General features: G+C 72.2%; 13 protein-coding genes. 4 read left to right on the top strand and 9 right to left on the bottom strand.

The genetic code is table 11. From position 1 onward, the window contains the following. Positions 1-9: 9 nt before the first annotated feature. Genes OG753_RS23575 through ssd form a run of 7 tightly spaced genes read right to left on the bottom strand, consistent with a single transcriptional unit; the run spans position 10 to position 4,905 of the window. The gene (locus tag OG753_RS23575; protein ID WP_405790014.1) at positions 10-351 is read right to left on the bottom strand and encodes an Rv3654c family TadE-like protein; all 342 of its coding nucleotides are present in this window, start codon (positions 349-351) and stop codon (positions 10-12) included. Next, the gene (locus tag OG753_RS23570) at positions 348-734 is read right to left on the bottom strand and encodes a TadE family type IV pilus minor pilin (RefSeq protein WP_405790013.1); all 387 of its coding nucleotides are present in this window, start codon (positions 732-734) and stop codon (positions 348-350) included. The genes OG753_RS23575 and OG753_RS23570 overlap by 4 nt, the downstream gene beginning before the upstream one ends. Further along, positions 721-918, bottom strand: coding sequence for a DUF4244 domain-containing protein (locus tag OG753_RS23565; RefSeq protein ID WP_327263685.1), 198 nt, complete (start codon positions 916-918; stop codon positions 721-723). Before OG753_RS23565 ends, OG753_RS23570 begins: the two co-directional genes overlap by 14 nt. A 48-nt stretch (positions 919-966) precedes the next feature. Further along, on the bottom strand, positions 967-1,746 hold the full coding sequence (locus OG753_RS23560; protein WP_327263684.1) for a type II secretion system F family protein: 780 nt from the start codon (positions 1,744-1,746) through the stop codon (positions 967-969). Continuing rightward, positions 1,743-2,627, bottom strand: a complete 885-nt coding sequence (locus OG753_RS23555; RefSeq protein WP_405790012.1) for a type II secretion system F family protein — start codon at positions 2,625-2,627, stop codon at positions 1,743-1,745. The genes OG753_RS23560 and OG753_RS23555 overlap by 4 nt, the downstream gene beginning before the upstream one ends. Continuing rightward, on the bottom strand, positions 2,624-3,772 hold the full coding sequence (locus OG753_RS23550; RefSeq protein ID WP_383198836.1) for a TadA family conjugal transfer-associated ATPase: 1,149 nt from the start codon (positions 3,770-3,772) through the stop codon (positions 2,624-2,626). The genes OG753_RS23555 and OG753_RS23550 overlap by 4 nt, the downstream gene beginning before the upstream one ends. Next, positions 3,769-4,905 (bottom strand): septum site-determining protein Ssd, encoded by a 1,137-nt coding sequence (gene ssd, locus OG753_RS23545; RefSeq protein WP_405790011.1) that lies wholly within the window; start codon positions 4,903-4,905, stop codon positions 3,769-3,771. The genes OG753_RS23550 and ssd overlap by 4 nt, the downstream gene beginning before the upstream one ends. A gap of 539 nt (positions 4,906-5,444) precedes the next feature. Between ssd and OG753_RS23540 the strand changes: the two genes are divergently transcribed. Beyond that, positions 5,445-6,329: an HAD-IB family hydrolase gene (locus OG753_RS23540; protein WP_327263681.1), complete on the top strand. Its 885-nt coding sequence runs from the start codon at positions 5,445-5,447 to the stop codon at positions 6,327-6,329. A gap of 454 nt (positions 6,330-6,783) precedes the next feature. Here the strand turns inward: OG753_RS23540 and OG753_RS23535 are convergent, their stop codons facing one another. After that, positions 6,784-7,605 (bottom strand): oxidoreductase, encoded by an 822-nt coding sequence (locus tag OG753_RS23535; RefSeq protein WP_405790010.1) that lies wholly within the window; start codon positions 7,603-7,605, stop codon positions 6,784-6,786. Between the two features lie 109 nt (positions 7,606-7,714). On the opposite strand from OG753_RS23535, the gene OG753_RS23530 reads away from it, so the two are divergent. After that, entirely contained in the window at positions 7,715-8,746 is a 1,032-nt protein-coding gene (locus tag OG753_RS23530; RefSeq protein ID WP_405790009.1) for an ATP-binding protein, read from the top strand. On the opposite strand, the gene OG753_RS23525 is transcribed toward OG753_RS23530, so the two are convergent. Continuing rightward, positions 8,700-10,007: a hypothetical protein gene (locus OG753_RS23525; protein ID WP_405790008.1), complete on the bottom strand. Its 1,308-nt coding sequence runs from the start codon at positions 10,005-10,007 to the stop codon at positions 8,700-8,702. The two genes, OG753_RS23530 and OG753_RS23525, sit on opposite strands and share 47 nt — an antisense overlap. 235 nt (positions 10,008-10,242) lie before the next feature. Here OG753_RS23525 and OG753_RS23520 point away from each other — a divergent pair, with 235 nt between their 5' ends. Continuing rightward, positions 10,243-12,702, top strand: a complete 2,460-nt coding sequence (locus tag OG753_RS23520; RefSeq protein ID WP_405790007.1) for a SulP family inorganic anion transporter — start codon at positions 10,243-10,245, stop codon at positions 12,700-12,702. A gap of 160 nt (positions 12,703-12,862) precedes the next feature. Beyond that, a complete protein-coding gene (gene acs, locus OG753_RS23515; protein WP_405790006.1) occupies positions 12,863-14,860 on the top strand; it encodes an acetate--CoA ligase in 1,998 nt (665 codons plus the stop codon). The last annotated feature ends 74 nt before the right edge of the window (positions 14,861-14,934 follow it).

Below are 14,934 nucleotides of genomic sequence, written 5' to 3'. Positions count from 1 at the left end.
CCGTGGCCCTCAGCCCGCCGGCGCCCCGGGCGGTCCGGCCCGGGCCCGGATCCCGGGGGTGAAGGGGCCCGCGGCGACCCGGGCGGTGACCTCGGCGACCTCCCCCCGCAGGAGACACCCGCCGAGCACCGCGCCCTGCGCCCGGGCCACCCGCAGGGCCGTCGCACAGGCCGTCTCCGGCCCGTGGGCCCAGGTGCCCGCCGCCGCGAGCGCCGCCAGGTCGGCGGCCGCCGCCGCCCGGTGGCGAGCCACGACGGCCTGGCCGAGGAGCAGCACACCTCCGAACACCGCACCCAGCACCGTCGCCACCAGCGCCGCCCAGACCGTGGCCGAACCCCGGTCCCGGCTCACGGCGGCGGCCCCACGCTGTCCTCCGCCAGGGCCACGGCCTGCGCGCCGAGCCGTACCGGCAGCCCGCCCGGACCTGGTGCCGGAGCCTCCACCCGGACCCGCCAGAGGTCTCCCACCCGCTCCAGCTCCACCCGTGCCCCCGCGGGAGCTGCCGCCCGGGCCGCCGCCTGAGCCACCTCCAGCGGCTCCGACCTGGCCGCCGCCCGGGCACCGGCCCGGGCCGCGTCCACACAACGGATCTGCGCGGCGGCCGCCATCAACGCCCACACCAGCAGCGCCGCGAACAGCACCAGAGCCGGGATCACCAGGGCGGCCTCCGCCGTCACATATCCCCGGTCCGACTTTCCCCGGCCGCCCCGTGGCCCACCCTCAGAACGGCACATCGAGCGCCTTTCCGATGGTCGACTGAAGGGCCGTGGCGACGACTTCACTCGTCACCACCTTGTAGAGGACGGCCGCGAATGCGCAGGCCGCGATCGTGCCCATAGCGTATTCCGAGGTGGACATCCCCGCGTCGCCCCCACGCCCCCGCAGTACCGCCCGTACACGAAACCAGATGATCCTCATGACAGCCTCCTGTGATTTCTTCTGTTGATGTATGTGGCCCATGCGACTTCAGGTGTTCGAGAGAAGTCCCGACGCCATTCCGATCACCACCGGTGCGACCCCGATCGCGAGAAAAGCGGGGAGAAAACACAGCCCCACCGGCGCCGTGACGAGAACCGCCGCCCGCTGCGCCCTCGCTCCCGCACTGCGGGCCCGGTCCTCCCGCAACCCGGACGCGAGCCGGGAGACCGGTTCCGCCGCGGGCGCCCCCGTCCGGGCCGCCCGTTCCAGGCATTGCGCAAGCGCCCCGGCGCCGGGTATCTCCGCCAACCTCCCCCACCCGGCGCCCGGTTCGCCGCCCAGCCGCAGCTCCGCCCCGGCCCTCGCCAGCCGCTCGCCCACCGGGCCGCCCAGCGACTCCCCCACCACCTCGGCGGCCTCCACCGGGCCGGCCCCGGCCGCCAGACACGCGGCCAACAGGTCAGCCGCGAACGGCAGCTGACGCTCCGCCTCCTTCGGATCCACTGCGGCCGGTGGCCGCGCCCTCGCCTGCCAGCGCCGCACGCCGAACGCGGTCAGAGCTCCGACGGCCACACCCGTCACCCCGCCGACGAGCACCCAGCCGGCCAGCAGCGCCCCCGCCGGCCCGGCCCACGCGGCCGTCGCACCGCGCACCGCGGATCCCCACGCCGCCTCGCGCCGCGCCGGCTCCGCCCCCAGCAGAGCCGTGGTCCTGCGCCGGGCCGCCCGCATCCGGACCCGTGCGGCCACCTCCCGCACCGCCCACAGGGCCACCACCGCCAGGCAGACGGCGATCCCCAGCCTGTGAACGACGTGGCCGGCCGTCACCGCTCCCCCGCCCGGACGATCCGCCCGCACCACAGCAGCCCCAGCGCCTCCAGTACGCCGCCGGCCAGCAGGCATCCCCACCCCATCGGCGTGTGCAGCAGCACGCGCAACGGATCAGCGCCCAGCCCGGTGCCGATCAGCAGGCCCACCAGCGGCAGCAGGGCGAGAACCACCACCGTCGACCGCGCCCCCGCCAGCTGGGCCCGCAGCGATTCCTGCCGGTCCCGCTCGGCCCGCAGGGCCCCTTCCAGCCGCTCCAGTCCGGCGGCCAGTCCCGCACCGCCGTCCACCGACACCCGCCAGCAAGCCGCCATCCCGGCCAGCCCGTCCGCGCCGGGCTCCCGCGCCGCCTGGCGCAGCGCGCCGGGCACGTCCTCGCCGAAGGCCGCAGCAGCCAGCACTCCCGCCTCCGCCGCACCCGGTCCGCCGGGTCCGGCGGCCGTGCGCCGCAGCGCCGCCGTCAGGGCCTGCCCCGGCTGGGATCCCGCCCGCAGTTCGCCCACCACCGCACCGCACAGGGCCACCACCTCGGCGGCCCGTGCCGCCCTGGCCCGCTCCCGCGCCCTCACCCGCAGCCACCGCCGCACGAGCGGCATCGCGGCCGCCCCCGCGAGCAGCGGAATCACCGACCCGCCGAGCGCGGCGACCAGCAGCCCGGCCCCGAGACAGGCCCACTCCCGCCACCGCGCCGCCCGCACCCGTACGGCGACCAGCAGCCGCTCCCGGCGCAGCGGCGCGCCTGGCACCATCGGACCGCCCGCGACGAGCACGACCCGGGCCCGACGGGTCACCCGGTCGCCCCCGGCCAGCCCCCAGACGGCCGCCGCGGCACACAGCACCCCGGCGAACAGCGGCACCGGAAGCGCCGCCCCCGCGTTCACCGCGCACCCCGCAGCAGCGGGCGAAGCCGTTCCCAGCCCCGCTCCCGTACGAAGCCCCGCGCGGCCCAGCGCAGCGCCGGTACGGTCATCACCAGCCCGGCGGCGTCCCTCTCCAGCACGTGCACCTCGGCCAGCCGCCGCCGTCCCTCCCGATCACGGACCAGATGGAGCACCAGGGTCAATGCCGCGGCCAACTGGCTGTGCAGGGAAGCCCGATCGAGCCCGGCGGCCGTCCCGAGCGCCTCCAGCCGCGCCGGAACATGGGCGGCTGCATTGGCGTGAACAGTCCCGCAGCCGCCTTCGTGACCCGTGTTCAGAGCGGCCAGCAGGTCCGCCACCTCGGCGCCCCGCACCTCGCCCACCACCAGCCGGTCGGGCCGCATCCGCAGCGCCTGCCGGACCAGGTCCGCCAGGGTCACCAGGCCCGCTCCCTCCTGGTTGGCCGGCCGGGTCTCCAGCCGCACCACATGCGGATGGTCGGGGCGCAGCTCGGCCGAATCCTCGGCCAGCACGATCCGCTCCCCGGGGCCGACCAGACCCAACAGGGCACTGAGCAAAGTGGTCTTACCCGTTCCCGTGCCGCCGGAGACGAGGAACGACAGCCTGGCCTCGACCATGTCCCGCAGCAGCCGGTGCCCACCGGGCGGCAGAGTCCCTGCGGCGACGAGCTCCTCCAGCGTGAACGCCCTCGGCCGCACCACCCGCAGCGAGAGGCAGGCCGACCCGACCGAGACCGGCGGCAGCACGGCGTGCAGCCGGGTCCCGTCGGGCATCCGGGCGTCCACCCAGGGCCGGGCGTCGTCGAGACGTCGCCCCGCCACGGCGGCCAGCCGCTGGGCGAGCCTGCGCACGGCCTCGGCGTCGGCGAAGGTCACCCCGGTCAGCTCCAGCCCGCCACCCCGGTCCACCCACACCCGGTCGGGGGCCGCCACCAGCACGTCGGTGACCTCCGGATCGGAAAGCAGCGGCTCCAGCGGGCCCGCGCCGACCAGCTCGGACCGTAACTCGGCTGCCACGCCCAGCACTTCGGCGTCGCCAAGCAGCCTTCCCTGGGCCCGAAGGGCGGCCGCCACCCGCGCCGGGGTCGGTTCCGCCCCGGTCTCGGCGAGCCGCCTGCGCACCGCGTCCAGGAGCACCGCGCTCATGCCGGCACCCCCTGGGGGGACCCGAGTGCCCGCTGCCAGAAGCCGTCGCAGAAGCGGGCCAGTGCGCCCCGCTCCTGGGTCCCCGGGGGCTCCCCCTCGGCCACCCGCCCCGGGAGTCCCAGCTCGACCGGCACCTCCCCGGCCAGCGGCGCTCCCAACAGCCCGGCCACGGCATCCGGTTCGAGGCCGCCGGGGCAGCGTCCCCGTACGACGACACGCACGTCCCGGGCCACCATCCGCACCCCGGCCGCCACCCGGCCCGCGGCCGCCACCGACCGCAGCTCTCCCGGCACCACCATCAGCACCAGGTCGAGCTGGGCCAGCACTTCGGCCACGGCTTCGTCGACCCGCCGCGGCAGGTCGACCACGACCACCCCGCCGCGGCGGCGCGCCGCGGCCACCACGGACCGGATCGCGGCGGGCGGCACCACCACCCGGTCGCCGCGGTCCCAGCTGAGCACCCGCAGCGCGTGCAGCTCGGGAAGGGACTCCTCCAGCGCTCCGGCGCCGACCCGGCCCCGCGAGGCCGCGAAGTCCGGCCAGCGCAGCCCTTCGGCGCTCTCGCCGCCCAGCAGGACGTCCATGCCCCCGCCCAGCGGGTCGCCGTCGATGAGGATGGTCCGCTCCCCGGCTCGGGCGGCCCGCACGGCGAGCGCACAGGCGAGGGTGGAGGCGCCGGCGCCGCCGCTGCCTCCGATCACCCCCACGGCGAGGGCGGGCCGCCCGGCCCCCTCCACGACGTCGGCGATGCGGTCGACGAGCAGGCTCTCGGCGTCGGGGAGCCGCAGTACCTCCTCGGCGCCGATCTGGACCGCCTGTTGCCACACCTGGGGGTCGTCCAGTTCCCGGCCGACGAGGAACACCCCGGCCCGGCGCGGCGCCCCGCGCACTCGCCGGGCGGCGTCGTCGCCCACCAGCACGAGCGGAGCGGATTCCCACCCCGCGCTCCCCGGCGCAGCCTCCGCGTCCGCGTCCGCTCCGACCGTCCCCGCGGCCCCGCCCTGCTCGGGAAGCGCGTGGTGCACATGCGGCTCGGCACCCGCGGCGGCGCACAGCCGCAGCAGATCGTCGAGCAGCAGCGGGTCCTCGGTGATGATCAGCGGCCGCCCGCCGCCGGGTTCGGATCCGGCCACGGAAGCCGGCCCGATGCCCGCCCCGGCCCTCGTCCCCCTTCCCGCGACCACGGCCTCCGGCGTTTCGCACGACTTCGATCGAGCCACGATCTCCGCCCCCTTCTCCCTGTAAATCCAGCCGCCGCGGACTTCGCAGCTGGAATCACCGTGCAGCGTTCAGGAAAAAGAAGTGGATCTTGTTGGATAACTGTGGACAACTCATCGATTGTGAATAACCCGGTCACCCGCGCAGGTGACTTCCGGAGCGCGGCGGAACCACTACGCACCGTCACGAGTCTGATGTGGTGAGGGCCTTCGCCGCGTCGGCCCCGCACAGGAGGAAGGGCCGGAGGATGGTCACTTGGGGCCGAAGGCAGGGACGCGAACCGCGTCCGGACATGCGACGACCCCCGCCGGGGGGGAGAGCGGGGGTCGTCCCCACGGTCCGACTCGGGGGGGGAGGAGCCAGACCGGGTTAGCACGGTCGCGAACGATCCGTGACTTCCATGGTGTACCCGAGAGCCTTCTCAGGCAAACCCACGCGCCACACCTTACGCCGAATGGTGGGCGCATATGCTCGGGGCGTGGAAAATCAGCCCTTGCCGCACTCCTCGCCTCGCACCGCAGCCTTCTTCGACCTGGACAAGACGGTCATTGCGAAGTCGAGCACCTTGACGTTCAGCAAGTCCTTCTACCAAGGCGGCCTGATCAACCGGCGAGCCGTGTTGCGCACCGCGTACACGCAGTTCATCTTCCTGGCCGGCGGCGCCGACCACGACCAGATGGAACGGATGCGGGAGTACCTGTCCGCCCTCTGCAAGGGGTGGAACGTGCAGCAGGTGCGGGAGATCGTCGCGGAGACCCTGCACGACCTCATCGATCCGATCATCTACGACGAGGCCGCCTCCCTGATCGAGGCCCACCACACAGCGGGCCGCGACGTGGTGATCGTGTCCACCTCCGGCGCGGAGGTGGTCGAACCGATCGGAGAGATGCTCGGCGCCGACCGGGTCGTCGCCACCCGCATGGTCGTGGGTGAGGACGGATGCTTCACCGGCGAGATCGAGTACTACGCCTACGGGCCCACCAAGGCGGAAGCCGTGCGCGAACTCGCCGAGTCCGAGGGGTACGACCTCACCCGGTGCTACGCCTACAGCGACTCGGTCACCGACATCCCGATGCTCGAGGCGGTCGGCCACCCGCACGCCGTCAATCCCGACCGGGCGCTGCGCCGCGAAGCCGTGGCGCGCGAGTGGCCGGTCCTGGTGTTCAACCGCCCCGTTCGGCTCAAGCAGCGCCTCCCCGGGCTGTCCATGCCGACCCGCCCGGCCCTGGTCGCCGTAGCGGCCGTGGGTGCGGCAGCCGCCACGGCGGGCCTCGTCTGGTACGCCAGCCGGCGCCGTGCCCATGCGCTGGCCGCGGCCGGCTCCGGCCGAATGTCCTGACCTGCACGGATAAGGACTGTCCGATTCGCCCTCGGTCGTCCTGGAAAGTAAAAACTGGAGCCAGGGGTTTCGCATGGCTCCGAAGCGGAGTACAAATAAAGCAACGGCCCGCGAGACCAAAGAACATCCGAGAGGATCATCTTTAAAACGCAGTAAGGCCCACGGACCGAAGCATGAGCGCCGAGCACCCACGCGACGTCGACCCGTCGATTACGGGCCAGCCGCACCAGGTAACGGGCAAAGACCCCGACCTGATGGGCATATATCGAGGACGCTTGGTAACTGGGCGTAAATGCCAGCGGCGACACCAAAGCAAGACGGTGTCGCCGCAACCCATGTCCGGGCCCGGAAGACCTCGGGCCCGGCGCCCACGCCCGGACACGGAGCCACTCCCGAGACCCAGCGCCGGAGCCGCGCCCGGGGCCCGTAGACCCCGGGGACAGGGCCGAACGGCTCAGGCCGCGCCGCGCTGCAGGGCTTCGCAGACCGCCGTCGACTCGCGCACACCCAGCTCGATCGCCCGGCCACAGTGCGCGATCCAGGCGGTCATCCCCTCCGCGGTCCCGGAGACGTACCCCTCGAGGGCGGCCACGTAGGCCTCGCTCCCCTGCTCCGCGTGGCCGACCTCCGCCGGACAGATCGCCTTGGGGTCCAGGCCGCTGTTGATCAGGACGATCCGCTCGGCCGCCCGCGCCACCAGCCCGTTGTACGAGCCGAACGGGCGCAGGGCCATCAGCTCGCCGTGCACCACCGCCGCCATGATCAGGGCCGGGGCGGAACCGCCCGCGATGATCAGCTGCGACAGTCCTTCCAGCCGGCCGGCGACCTCCTCGGCGCCCGGCAGCCGGAGTTCCACCAGGGGCTCCACCACCGGCTCGCCCGCCAGCCGCGGACGGCCCACCACATCGCCGTCGGCAGTCGACCCGCACGCCACCAGATGCAGCCGCGCCAGTACCCGTAGGGGCGACTGGCGCCAGATGCTGAGGAGTTGACCGGCTTCCGCCGTCAGCCGCAGCGCCGCTCCCACCGTCATCGCCTCCGGCTCCGACCCGAAGTCGGTCCGTCGCCGCACCTCCTCCAGCGCCCAGTCCGCACCGGACAGCGCCGCGCTGCCGCGCGCGCCGCGCAGGGCGGCCTCCGAGGTGATCTCGCCGCTGCGGCGGCGCATCACGCGGTGCCCGTAGACCCGGTCCACGGCCTTGCGTACGGAATCCACGGACTCGGCGACACCCGGGAGCCCGGCCAGGGGGGCCAGCGGGTCAGAAGCGCTACTCATAGGTAGGGAGCCTACGCACTGCGCACCCATAGCACCGACCCCTCCTTGGAGTGGTCTTCTTCACTCACCTTGACAACACCCTGCTATCAACCCACTACGCTTGGTGAACATGAAGATCGCTTTCGTAGGAAAGGGCGGCAGCGGCAAGACGACCCTGTCCTCCCTCTTCATCCGCCACCTCGCCGCCAATGAGGCCCCCGTCGTCGCGGTGGACGCCGACATCAACCAGCACTTGGCCGCCGCACTCGGGCTCACCGAGGACGAGGCCGCCGAACTGCCCGCCCTGGGCGCGCACCTGCCCCTGATCAAGGAGTACCTGCGGGGTTCCAATCCGCGCATCGCGTCCGCCGACACCATGATCAAGACCACCCCGCCCGGCCGCGGCTCGCGCCTGCTGCGCGTCAGCGAGGACAACCCGGTCTACGAAGCCTGCGCACGCACCCTCCTGCTCGACGGGGAGCCCGTCCGGCTCATGGCCACCGGCCCCTTCACCGAGGCCGACCTGGGGGTGGCCTGCTACCACTCCAAGGTCGGGGCGGTCGAGCTCTGCCTCAATCACCTCGTCGACGGTCCGGACGAGTACGTGGTCGTCGACATGACGGCCGGCTCGGACTCCTTCGCCTCCGGCATGTTCACCCGTTTCGACGTGACCTTCCTGGTCGCCGAACCGACCCGCAAGGGCGTCTCCGTCTACCGCCAGTACAAGGAGTACGCCCGGGACTTCGGGGTCGCGCTCAAGGTCATCGGCAACAAGGTGCAGGGACCCGAGGACATCGAGTTCCTCCAGGACGAGGTGGGCGAGGACCTGCTGGTCACCGTCGGGCACTCGGACTGGGTGCGGGCCATGGAGAAGGGCCGTCCGGCCCCCTTCGAGCTGCTGGAGGCGTCCAACCGGTTCGCCCTCCAGGAGCTCCAGGACGCCGCCGACGACTCGTACGCGCACCGCGACTGGGCCCGGTACACCGAGCAGATGGTGAGCTTCCACCTCAGGAACGCGGAGAGCTGGGGCAACGCGAAGACCGGGGTCGACCTGGCCGGCCAGGTCGACCCCGATTTCGTCCTGCGCGAGGGGGTGGAGGGGGCGGAGGTGCTCGTCAGCCCTCGTCCCCACTCTCCTCGGCCGGCTCCGCAGCCGGCTTGACACCCGCGGGGGCGGCCGGCGCCGCCGGCGGCCCCGCGGTCAGGAACTTCGCCCAGCCCTCCTTCGGCGTCTCGCCGACGTCGAGGGTGCGCATCCACTCCAGGGCCTTCGGGTCCTGCGCGTCCAGCCAGTCCACCAGCTCCCGGAACGGCACGCAGCGGACCTCCTTCTGGGTGCACATGGTCTGGATGGACTCCTCGACGGCACGCATGTAGGTGCCGCCGTTCCAGGACTCGAAGTGATTGCCGATGATCAGCGGCGCGCGGTTGCCCTGGTAGACGCGGTCGAAGGCCTGCCGCAGGCCGTCGCGCATCTGGTCGCCCCAGTACTGGTGCTGCGAGGGGTCACCCTGGGACGTCGTCCCGGACTGGTTGACCATGTAGTTGTAGTCCATGCTCAGGGTGTCGAAGGCGCGCCCCGGCATGGGCACCAGCTGGAGCGGGATGTCCCAGAGCCCGTCCGTCTTCTTGGGCCAGATCTGCTTGCTGATGCCGCTGGAGTCGTAGCGGAAGCCCATGTCCTTCGCCGCCAGCATGAAGTTCTTCTGGCCTTCGAGGCAGGGGGTGCGGGCGCCGATCAGCTCCTTGTCGTAGTTGAAGGGGAGCGCCTCCAGGTCCTTGAGACCGGAGTTGGTCTTCCAGTTCTTGACGAACGACTTGGCCTGGTTGATCTCGCTCTTCCACTCGTCCACCGACCAGGTGCCGACGCCACCGTCGGGGCCGCAGAAGTGCCCGTTGAAGTGGGTGCCGATCTCATTGCCCTCCAGCCAGGCCGCGCGGACCTGGGTGGCGGTGTCCTTGATGCCCTGGAGGTCCCCGAAGCCGATGTCGGAGCGGCCGGGCGAGTGCTGCGGCGCCGTATAGAGGGAACGTTTCTCCTCAGGAAGCATGTAGACACCGCTGAGGAAGTACGTCATCCGGGCGTTGTACTTCTTGCCGACCTCGCGGAAGTGCGAGAAAAGCTTCTGGCTGTCCTCGCCGGCCCCGTCCCAGGAGAACACCACGAACTGCGGCGGCTTTTCGCCGGGCTTCAGCTTCTGCGGCTTCTGCACGTTCGGCTGCGTGCCCGTGTACGCGGTGGAGCCGTCGCCGATGGGCCGGTTCACACTGCCGGGAGCCTCCGGGGCGGCGGGCCCCTTCAGCGCGTTCGGGGGCCCGGGAGCCGGGGACTTGGCGGGTTCCGAGGCGCTGCACCCGGCGACTCCCAGAACCAGCGCCGTGGCGACCAGGCCGCCGGCGATCTTCTTCGTGGCGGCGATCATCCGCCCCACCTCTCCCTCGCAGTTCCATCGCAGGACTTCCGCGCCGCAACGTCCCACGTGGTCCGCTTTGAGGAAGGTGTGACAAGCCGAACAAAATGCTTAATCACTCTTGAGTGCTAATTTGTCGGCCATTTGCCCGTATTATTCACCGCGCACCTTTACTCTCCATTACCATCCATTTACTGAGTGTTGAGACTCCCGCCGCTTCATCCCTCTTCAGAGGAGACGGGAACCGATGACAGCCACCTCCCTCACCCGCTCACCCCAAGAGATCCGCAAGGACCTCCCCGCGGATCTCTCCGCCTCGATCGCCGTCTTCCTGATCGCCCTGCCGCTCTCGCTCGGCATCGCCCTGGCCACCGGGGCCCCGCTCCAGGCGGGGCTGGTCGCCGCGGCGGTCGGCGGGATCGTCGCCGGGCGGCTCGGCGGCGCTCCGCTCCAGGTGAGCGGGCCCGCCGCCGGACTCACCGTGGTCACCGCCGAGTTGATCCAGCGCTACGGATGGCGCACCACCTGCGCCATCACCGTGCTCGCCGGCGTGTGCCAGCTCGGGCTCGCCGCCCTGCGCACCGCCCGGTCGGCACTGATGGTCAGCCCGGCCATCGTGCACGGCATGCTCGCGGGCATCGGCGTGACCATCGCCCTGGCCCAGCTGCACATCGTGCTCGGCGGCACACCTCAGAGCAACGCCGTGGCCAACGTCCTGGGTCTGCCGGGCCAGTTGGCCGATCTGCATCCGGTCGCCCTCGGTGTCAGCGCGCTGACCCTGATCGTCCTGCTCGGCTGGCCCCGGCTGCCCGGACGGGTGGGCCGCGCCCTGCGCAAGGTGCCCGCGGCGCTCGCCGCCGTCGCCACGGCCACCGCCATCGCCGCCGTGGCCGGGCTCAGCCTGCCCCGGGTGGACCTGCCCTCCTGGCGCAGCCATGCCCTGCCCGAGCTCCCCGAGGGGCCGGTCCTCGGCCTCATCGCGGCGGTACTGACCATCACCCTCGTCGGCAGCGTGGAGTCACTGCTCTCCGCCGTCGCGACCGACAAGCTGATCGCGTCCGAGCGGCGTACGGGCAACCGCCCGCCGCGCGCCGACCTCAACCGCGAACTGCGGGGGCAGGGCGCCGCGAACATCGTCTCCGGGGCCCTGGGCGGGCTGCCCATCACGGGTGTGGCCGTCCGCAGCGTGGCCAACGTCAAGTCCGGTGCGGCCAGCCGGAAGTCGGCCATGCTGCACGGGTTCTGGGTACTGCTCGCGGCCGGTCTGATGGTCCCGGTCCTCGACCTGATCCCGCTCGCCGCACTGGCCGCGCTGGTGATGGCGGTCGGCGTGCAGATGGTCAGCATCACGCACATGCGCAGTGTCACCCGGCACCGCGAGATCCTGGTCTACGTCACGACGATCGCGGCCGTGGTGCTGGGTGGGGTCCTGGAGGGCGTGGCCATCGGTATCGCGGTGGCCGTCGCGCTGGCCCTGCACCGCCTCGCCCGGACCCGGATCACCGCGGAACGGCTGGACAGCGGGGTCCACCGGGTGCGGGCGCGCGGGCAGTTGACCTTCCTCGCCGTGCCCCGGCTGAGCCGGGTGCTGAACCAGATTCCGCACGACGTGCACGCGGTGGTCGAGCTGGACGGCTCGTTCATGGACCACGCGGCCTACGAGACGCTGCACGACTGGCAGGAGTCCCACCTGGCGCACGGCGGCTCGCTGGAGGTGACCGGCCGCTCCGGATCGTCGGCGCTCCCGCCCGGAACCGCGCCCGGCGACGACTCCGCCGACGGCTCCGACGCGGTCGACGCGGCCGGTCACACCGACGGGAGCCACCACGCGGACCGCTCCCGCCGCGCGTCGCAGCGCGGCGTGCACCAGTGCTGCCGGCCCTGGACCCCGTGGCAGAACCACTGCGACCACCGCCCCGCGGGCACCCGTACGATCACCGCCGCGGCCGCGGCCAAGGCGGCCGCGGCGGCCACCGAGCCAGAGGCTAAGGCGGAGACCGCGTCGGGGCGGGCCGCCTCACCCGCGCCCCGGCGCCGCGGCGCGGGCCAACTGGCCAGTGGGATCAGCGCCTTCCAGCGCGATACCGCACCCCACGTGCGGGACGAACTGGCGCGGCTGGCCCGCGAGGGACAGCGGCCCTCCCAGCTCTTCCTCACCTGCGCCGACTCCCGCCTGGTGACCAGCATGATCACGGCCAGCGGCCCCGGCGACCTGTTCACGGTCCGCAACGTCGGCAATCTGGTCCCGCTGCCCGGCGCCGAGTCCACGGACGATTCCGTCGCAGCGGCCATCGAGTACGCGGTGGACGTGCTGATGGTCGACAGCATCACCGTGTGCGGGCACTCGGGCTGCGGGGCCATGCAGGCCCTGCTCAGTTCCGCGCCCGGGACACCGATGACCCCGCTGCGCCGCTGGCTGAAGCACGGGCTGCCCAGCCTTGAACGGATGGCCAGCCGCCACCACGCCTGGGCGCGGATCGCGGGCCGGCTCCCGGCGGACGCCGTGGAGCAGCTGTGCCTGACCAACGTCGTCCAGCAGCTGGAGCACCTGCGGGCCCACGAATCGGTCGCCCGGCGGCTCGCCGAGGGCACGCTGGAGCTGCACGGGATGTACTTCCACGTGGGCGAGGCCCAGGCGTATCTGCTGTCCGAGGGCGAGGACTTCTTCGACTGCCGCGTCTTCGACAGCGTGGGCCAGCACGCCTGAACCGATACCCTCCCGTATTCGTGCAATCGTTTGGCCCCTCCCCGCTCCCTGCAGCGGGGAGGGGCCATTCGCACTCCGTTCTCGCGCGGACCGAGTCGTGATATAGGTCTAAACCAATTCCCGGCTACCCCTTGTCACCTGGGCCGCTGACTGATGAGCTATGCCCGGGGACACAACGGACACCCTGGGAAAGGGAGATGTCGTGAGCAATGAGAGTCTGGCCAATCTGCTCAAGGAGGAGCGGCGGTTCGCACCGCCCGCCGATCTGGCCGCCGCCGCCAATGTGACCGAGGCTGCGTACGCACAGGCCGACGCGGACCGGCTGGGCTTCTGGGCCGAGCAGGCGCGGCGGCTGACCTGGGCCACCGAGCCGACCGAGACGCTCGACTGGACGAACCCGCCCTTCGCGAAGTGGTTCGCGGACGGCAAGCTCAACGTCGCGTACAACTGCGTGGACCGCCACGTCGAGGCCGGCAACGGCGACCGCGTCGCCATCCACTTCGAGGGCGAGCCCGGCGACAGCCGCGCGATCACCTACGCCGAGCTCAAGGACGAGGTCTCCAGGGCCGCCAACGCCCTGACAGAGCTGGGTGTCGAGGCCGGCGACCGGGTCGCCGTCTACCTTCCGATGATCCCCGAGGCGGTCGTCGCGATGCTCGCGTGCGCCCGCGTCGGCGCCGCGCACTCCGTGGTCTTCGGCGGCTTCTCCGCCGACGCCGTCGCCTCCCGCATCCAGGACGCCGACGCCAAGCTGGTGATCACCGCCGACGGCGGCTACCGCCGCGGCAAGCCCACCGCCCTGAAGCCCGCCATCGACGACGCCGTCGCCAGGTGTCCGCAGGTCGAGCACGTGCTCGTCGTGCGCCGCACCAACCAGGACACCGCCTTCACCGAGGGCCGCGACGTCTGGTGGCACGACGTGGTCGGCCGGCAGTCCGCCGAGCACACCCCGCAGCCGTTCGATGCCGAGCACCCGCTCTTCATCCTCTACACCTCGGGGACCACGGGTAAGCCCAAGGGCATCCTGCACACCTCCGGCGGCTACCTCACGCAGGCCGCGTACACCCACCACGCGGTCTTCGACCTGAAGCCGGAGACCGACGTCTACTGGTGCACCGCCGACATCGGCTGGGTCACCGGGCACTCCTACATCGTCTACGGGCCGCTCGCGAACGGCGCCACCCAGGTGATGTACGAGGGCACCCCCGACACGCCGCACCAGGGCCGGTTCTGGGAGGTCGTCCAGAAGTACGGCGTCACCATCCTCTACACCGCGCCCACGGCGATCCGTACGTTCATGAAGTGGGGCGACGACATCCCCGCGAAGTTCGACCTGTCGAGCCTGCGCGTGCTGGGATCGGTCGGCGAGCCGATCAACCCCGAGGCCTGGATCTGGTACCGCAAGCACATCGGCGGCGACCGCTGCCCGATCGTGGACACCTGGTGGCAGACCGAGACCGGCGCGATGATGATCTCCCCGCTGCCGGGCGTCACCTCCACGAAGCCGGGCTCCGCGCAGCGCGCCCTGCCGGGAATCTCCGCCACCGTCGTGGACGACGAGGCGCACGAGGTGCCCAACGGCGGGGGCGGCTACCTGGTCCTCACCGAGCCGTGGCCGTCGATGCTGCGCACCATCTGGGGCGACGACCAGCGGTTCATCGACACCTACTGGTCGCGCTTCGAGGGCAAGTACTTCGCGGGCGACGGCGCCAAGAAGGACGACGACGGCGACATCTGGCTGCTCGGCCGGGTGGACGACGTCATGCTGGTCTCCGGACACAACATCTCGACCACCGAGGTCGAGTCGGCGCTCGTCTCGCACCCGTCGGTCGCCGAGGCGGCCGTGGTCGGCGCGAACGACGAGACCACCGGCCAGGCCATCGTCGCCTTCGTGATCCTGCGCGGCAGCGCCTCCGAGACCGAGAACCTGGTCGCGGACCTGCGCAACCACGTGGGCAACACGCTCGGCCCGATCGCCAAGCCGAAGCGGATCCTGCCCGTCCAGGAACTGCCGAAGACCCGCTCGGGCAAGATCATGCGCCGTCTGCTGCGCGACGTGGCCGAGAACCGCGCGGTCGGTGACGTCACCACGCTCGCCGACTCCTCCGTCATGGACCTGATCCAGAGCAAGCTCCCCGCCGCCGGCAGCGAGGACTGAGACACCGGCACGAACACAGGCAGGGACACGGTTCACGGACACACCGAAAGGGTCACCCGGCACACTGCGCCGGG

This window comes from Streptomyces sp. NBC_00029 (assembly GCF_045160505.1).
In the GTDB taxonomy this organism is placed as follows: domain Bacteria; phylum Actinomycetota; class Actinomycetes; order Streptomycetales; family Streptomycetaceae; genus Streptomyces.
The sequence above is the reverse complement of the archived record's forward strand: the minus strand, read 5'-3'. Positions and strand labels throughout refer to the sequence as shown.

Coding starts and splice junctions, on each gene's coding strand:
- OG753_RS23570 (WP_405790013.1), bottom strand. CDS start 734: ATGTGCCGTTCTGAGGGTGGGCCACGGGGCGGCCGGGGAAAGTCGGAC.
- OG753_RS23565 (WP_327263685.1), bottom strand. CDS start 918: ATGAGGATCATCTGGTTTCGTGTACGGGCGGTACTGCGGGGGCGTGGG.
- OG753_RS23550 (WP_383198836.1), bottom strand. CDS start 3,772: ATGAGCGCGGTGCTCCTGGACGCGGTGCGCAGGCGGCTCGCCGAGACC.
- OG753_RS23540 (WP_327263681.1), top strand. CDS start 5,445: ATGGTGGGCGCATATGCTCGGGGCGTGGAAAATCAGCCCTTGCCGCAC.
- OG753_RS23535 (WP_405790010.1), bottom strand. CDS start 7,605: ATGAGTAGCGCTTCTGACCCGCTGGCCCCCCTGGCCGGGCTCCCGGGT.
- OG753_RS23530 (WP_405790009.1), top strand. CDS start 7,715: ATGAAGATCGCTTTCGTAGGAAAGGGCGGCAGCGGCAAGACGACCCTG.
- OG753_RS23525 (WP_405790008.1), bottom strand. CDS start 10,007: ATGATCGCCGCCACGAAGAAGATCGCCGGCGGCCTGGTCGCCACGGCG.
- OG753_RS23520 (WP_405790007.1), top strand. CDS start 10,243: ATGACAGCCACCTCCCTCACCCGCTCACCCCAAGAGATCCGCAAGGAC.
- acs (WP_405790006.1), top strand. CDS start 12,863: ATGCCCGGGGACACAACGGACACCCTGGGAAAGGGAGATGTCGTGAGC.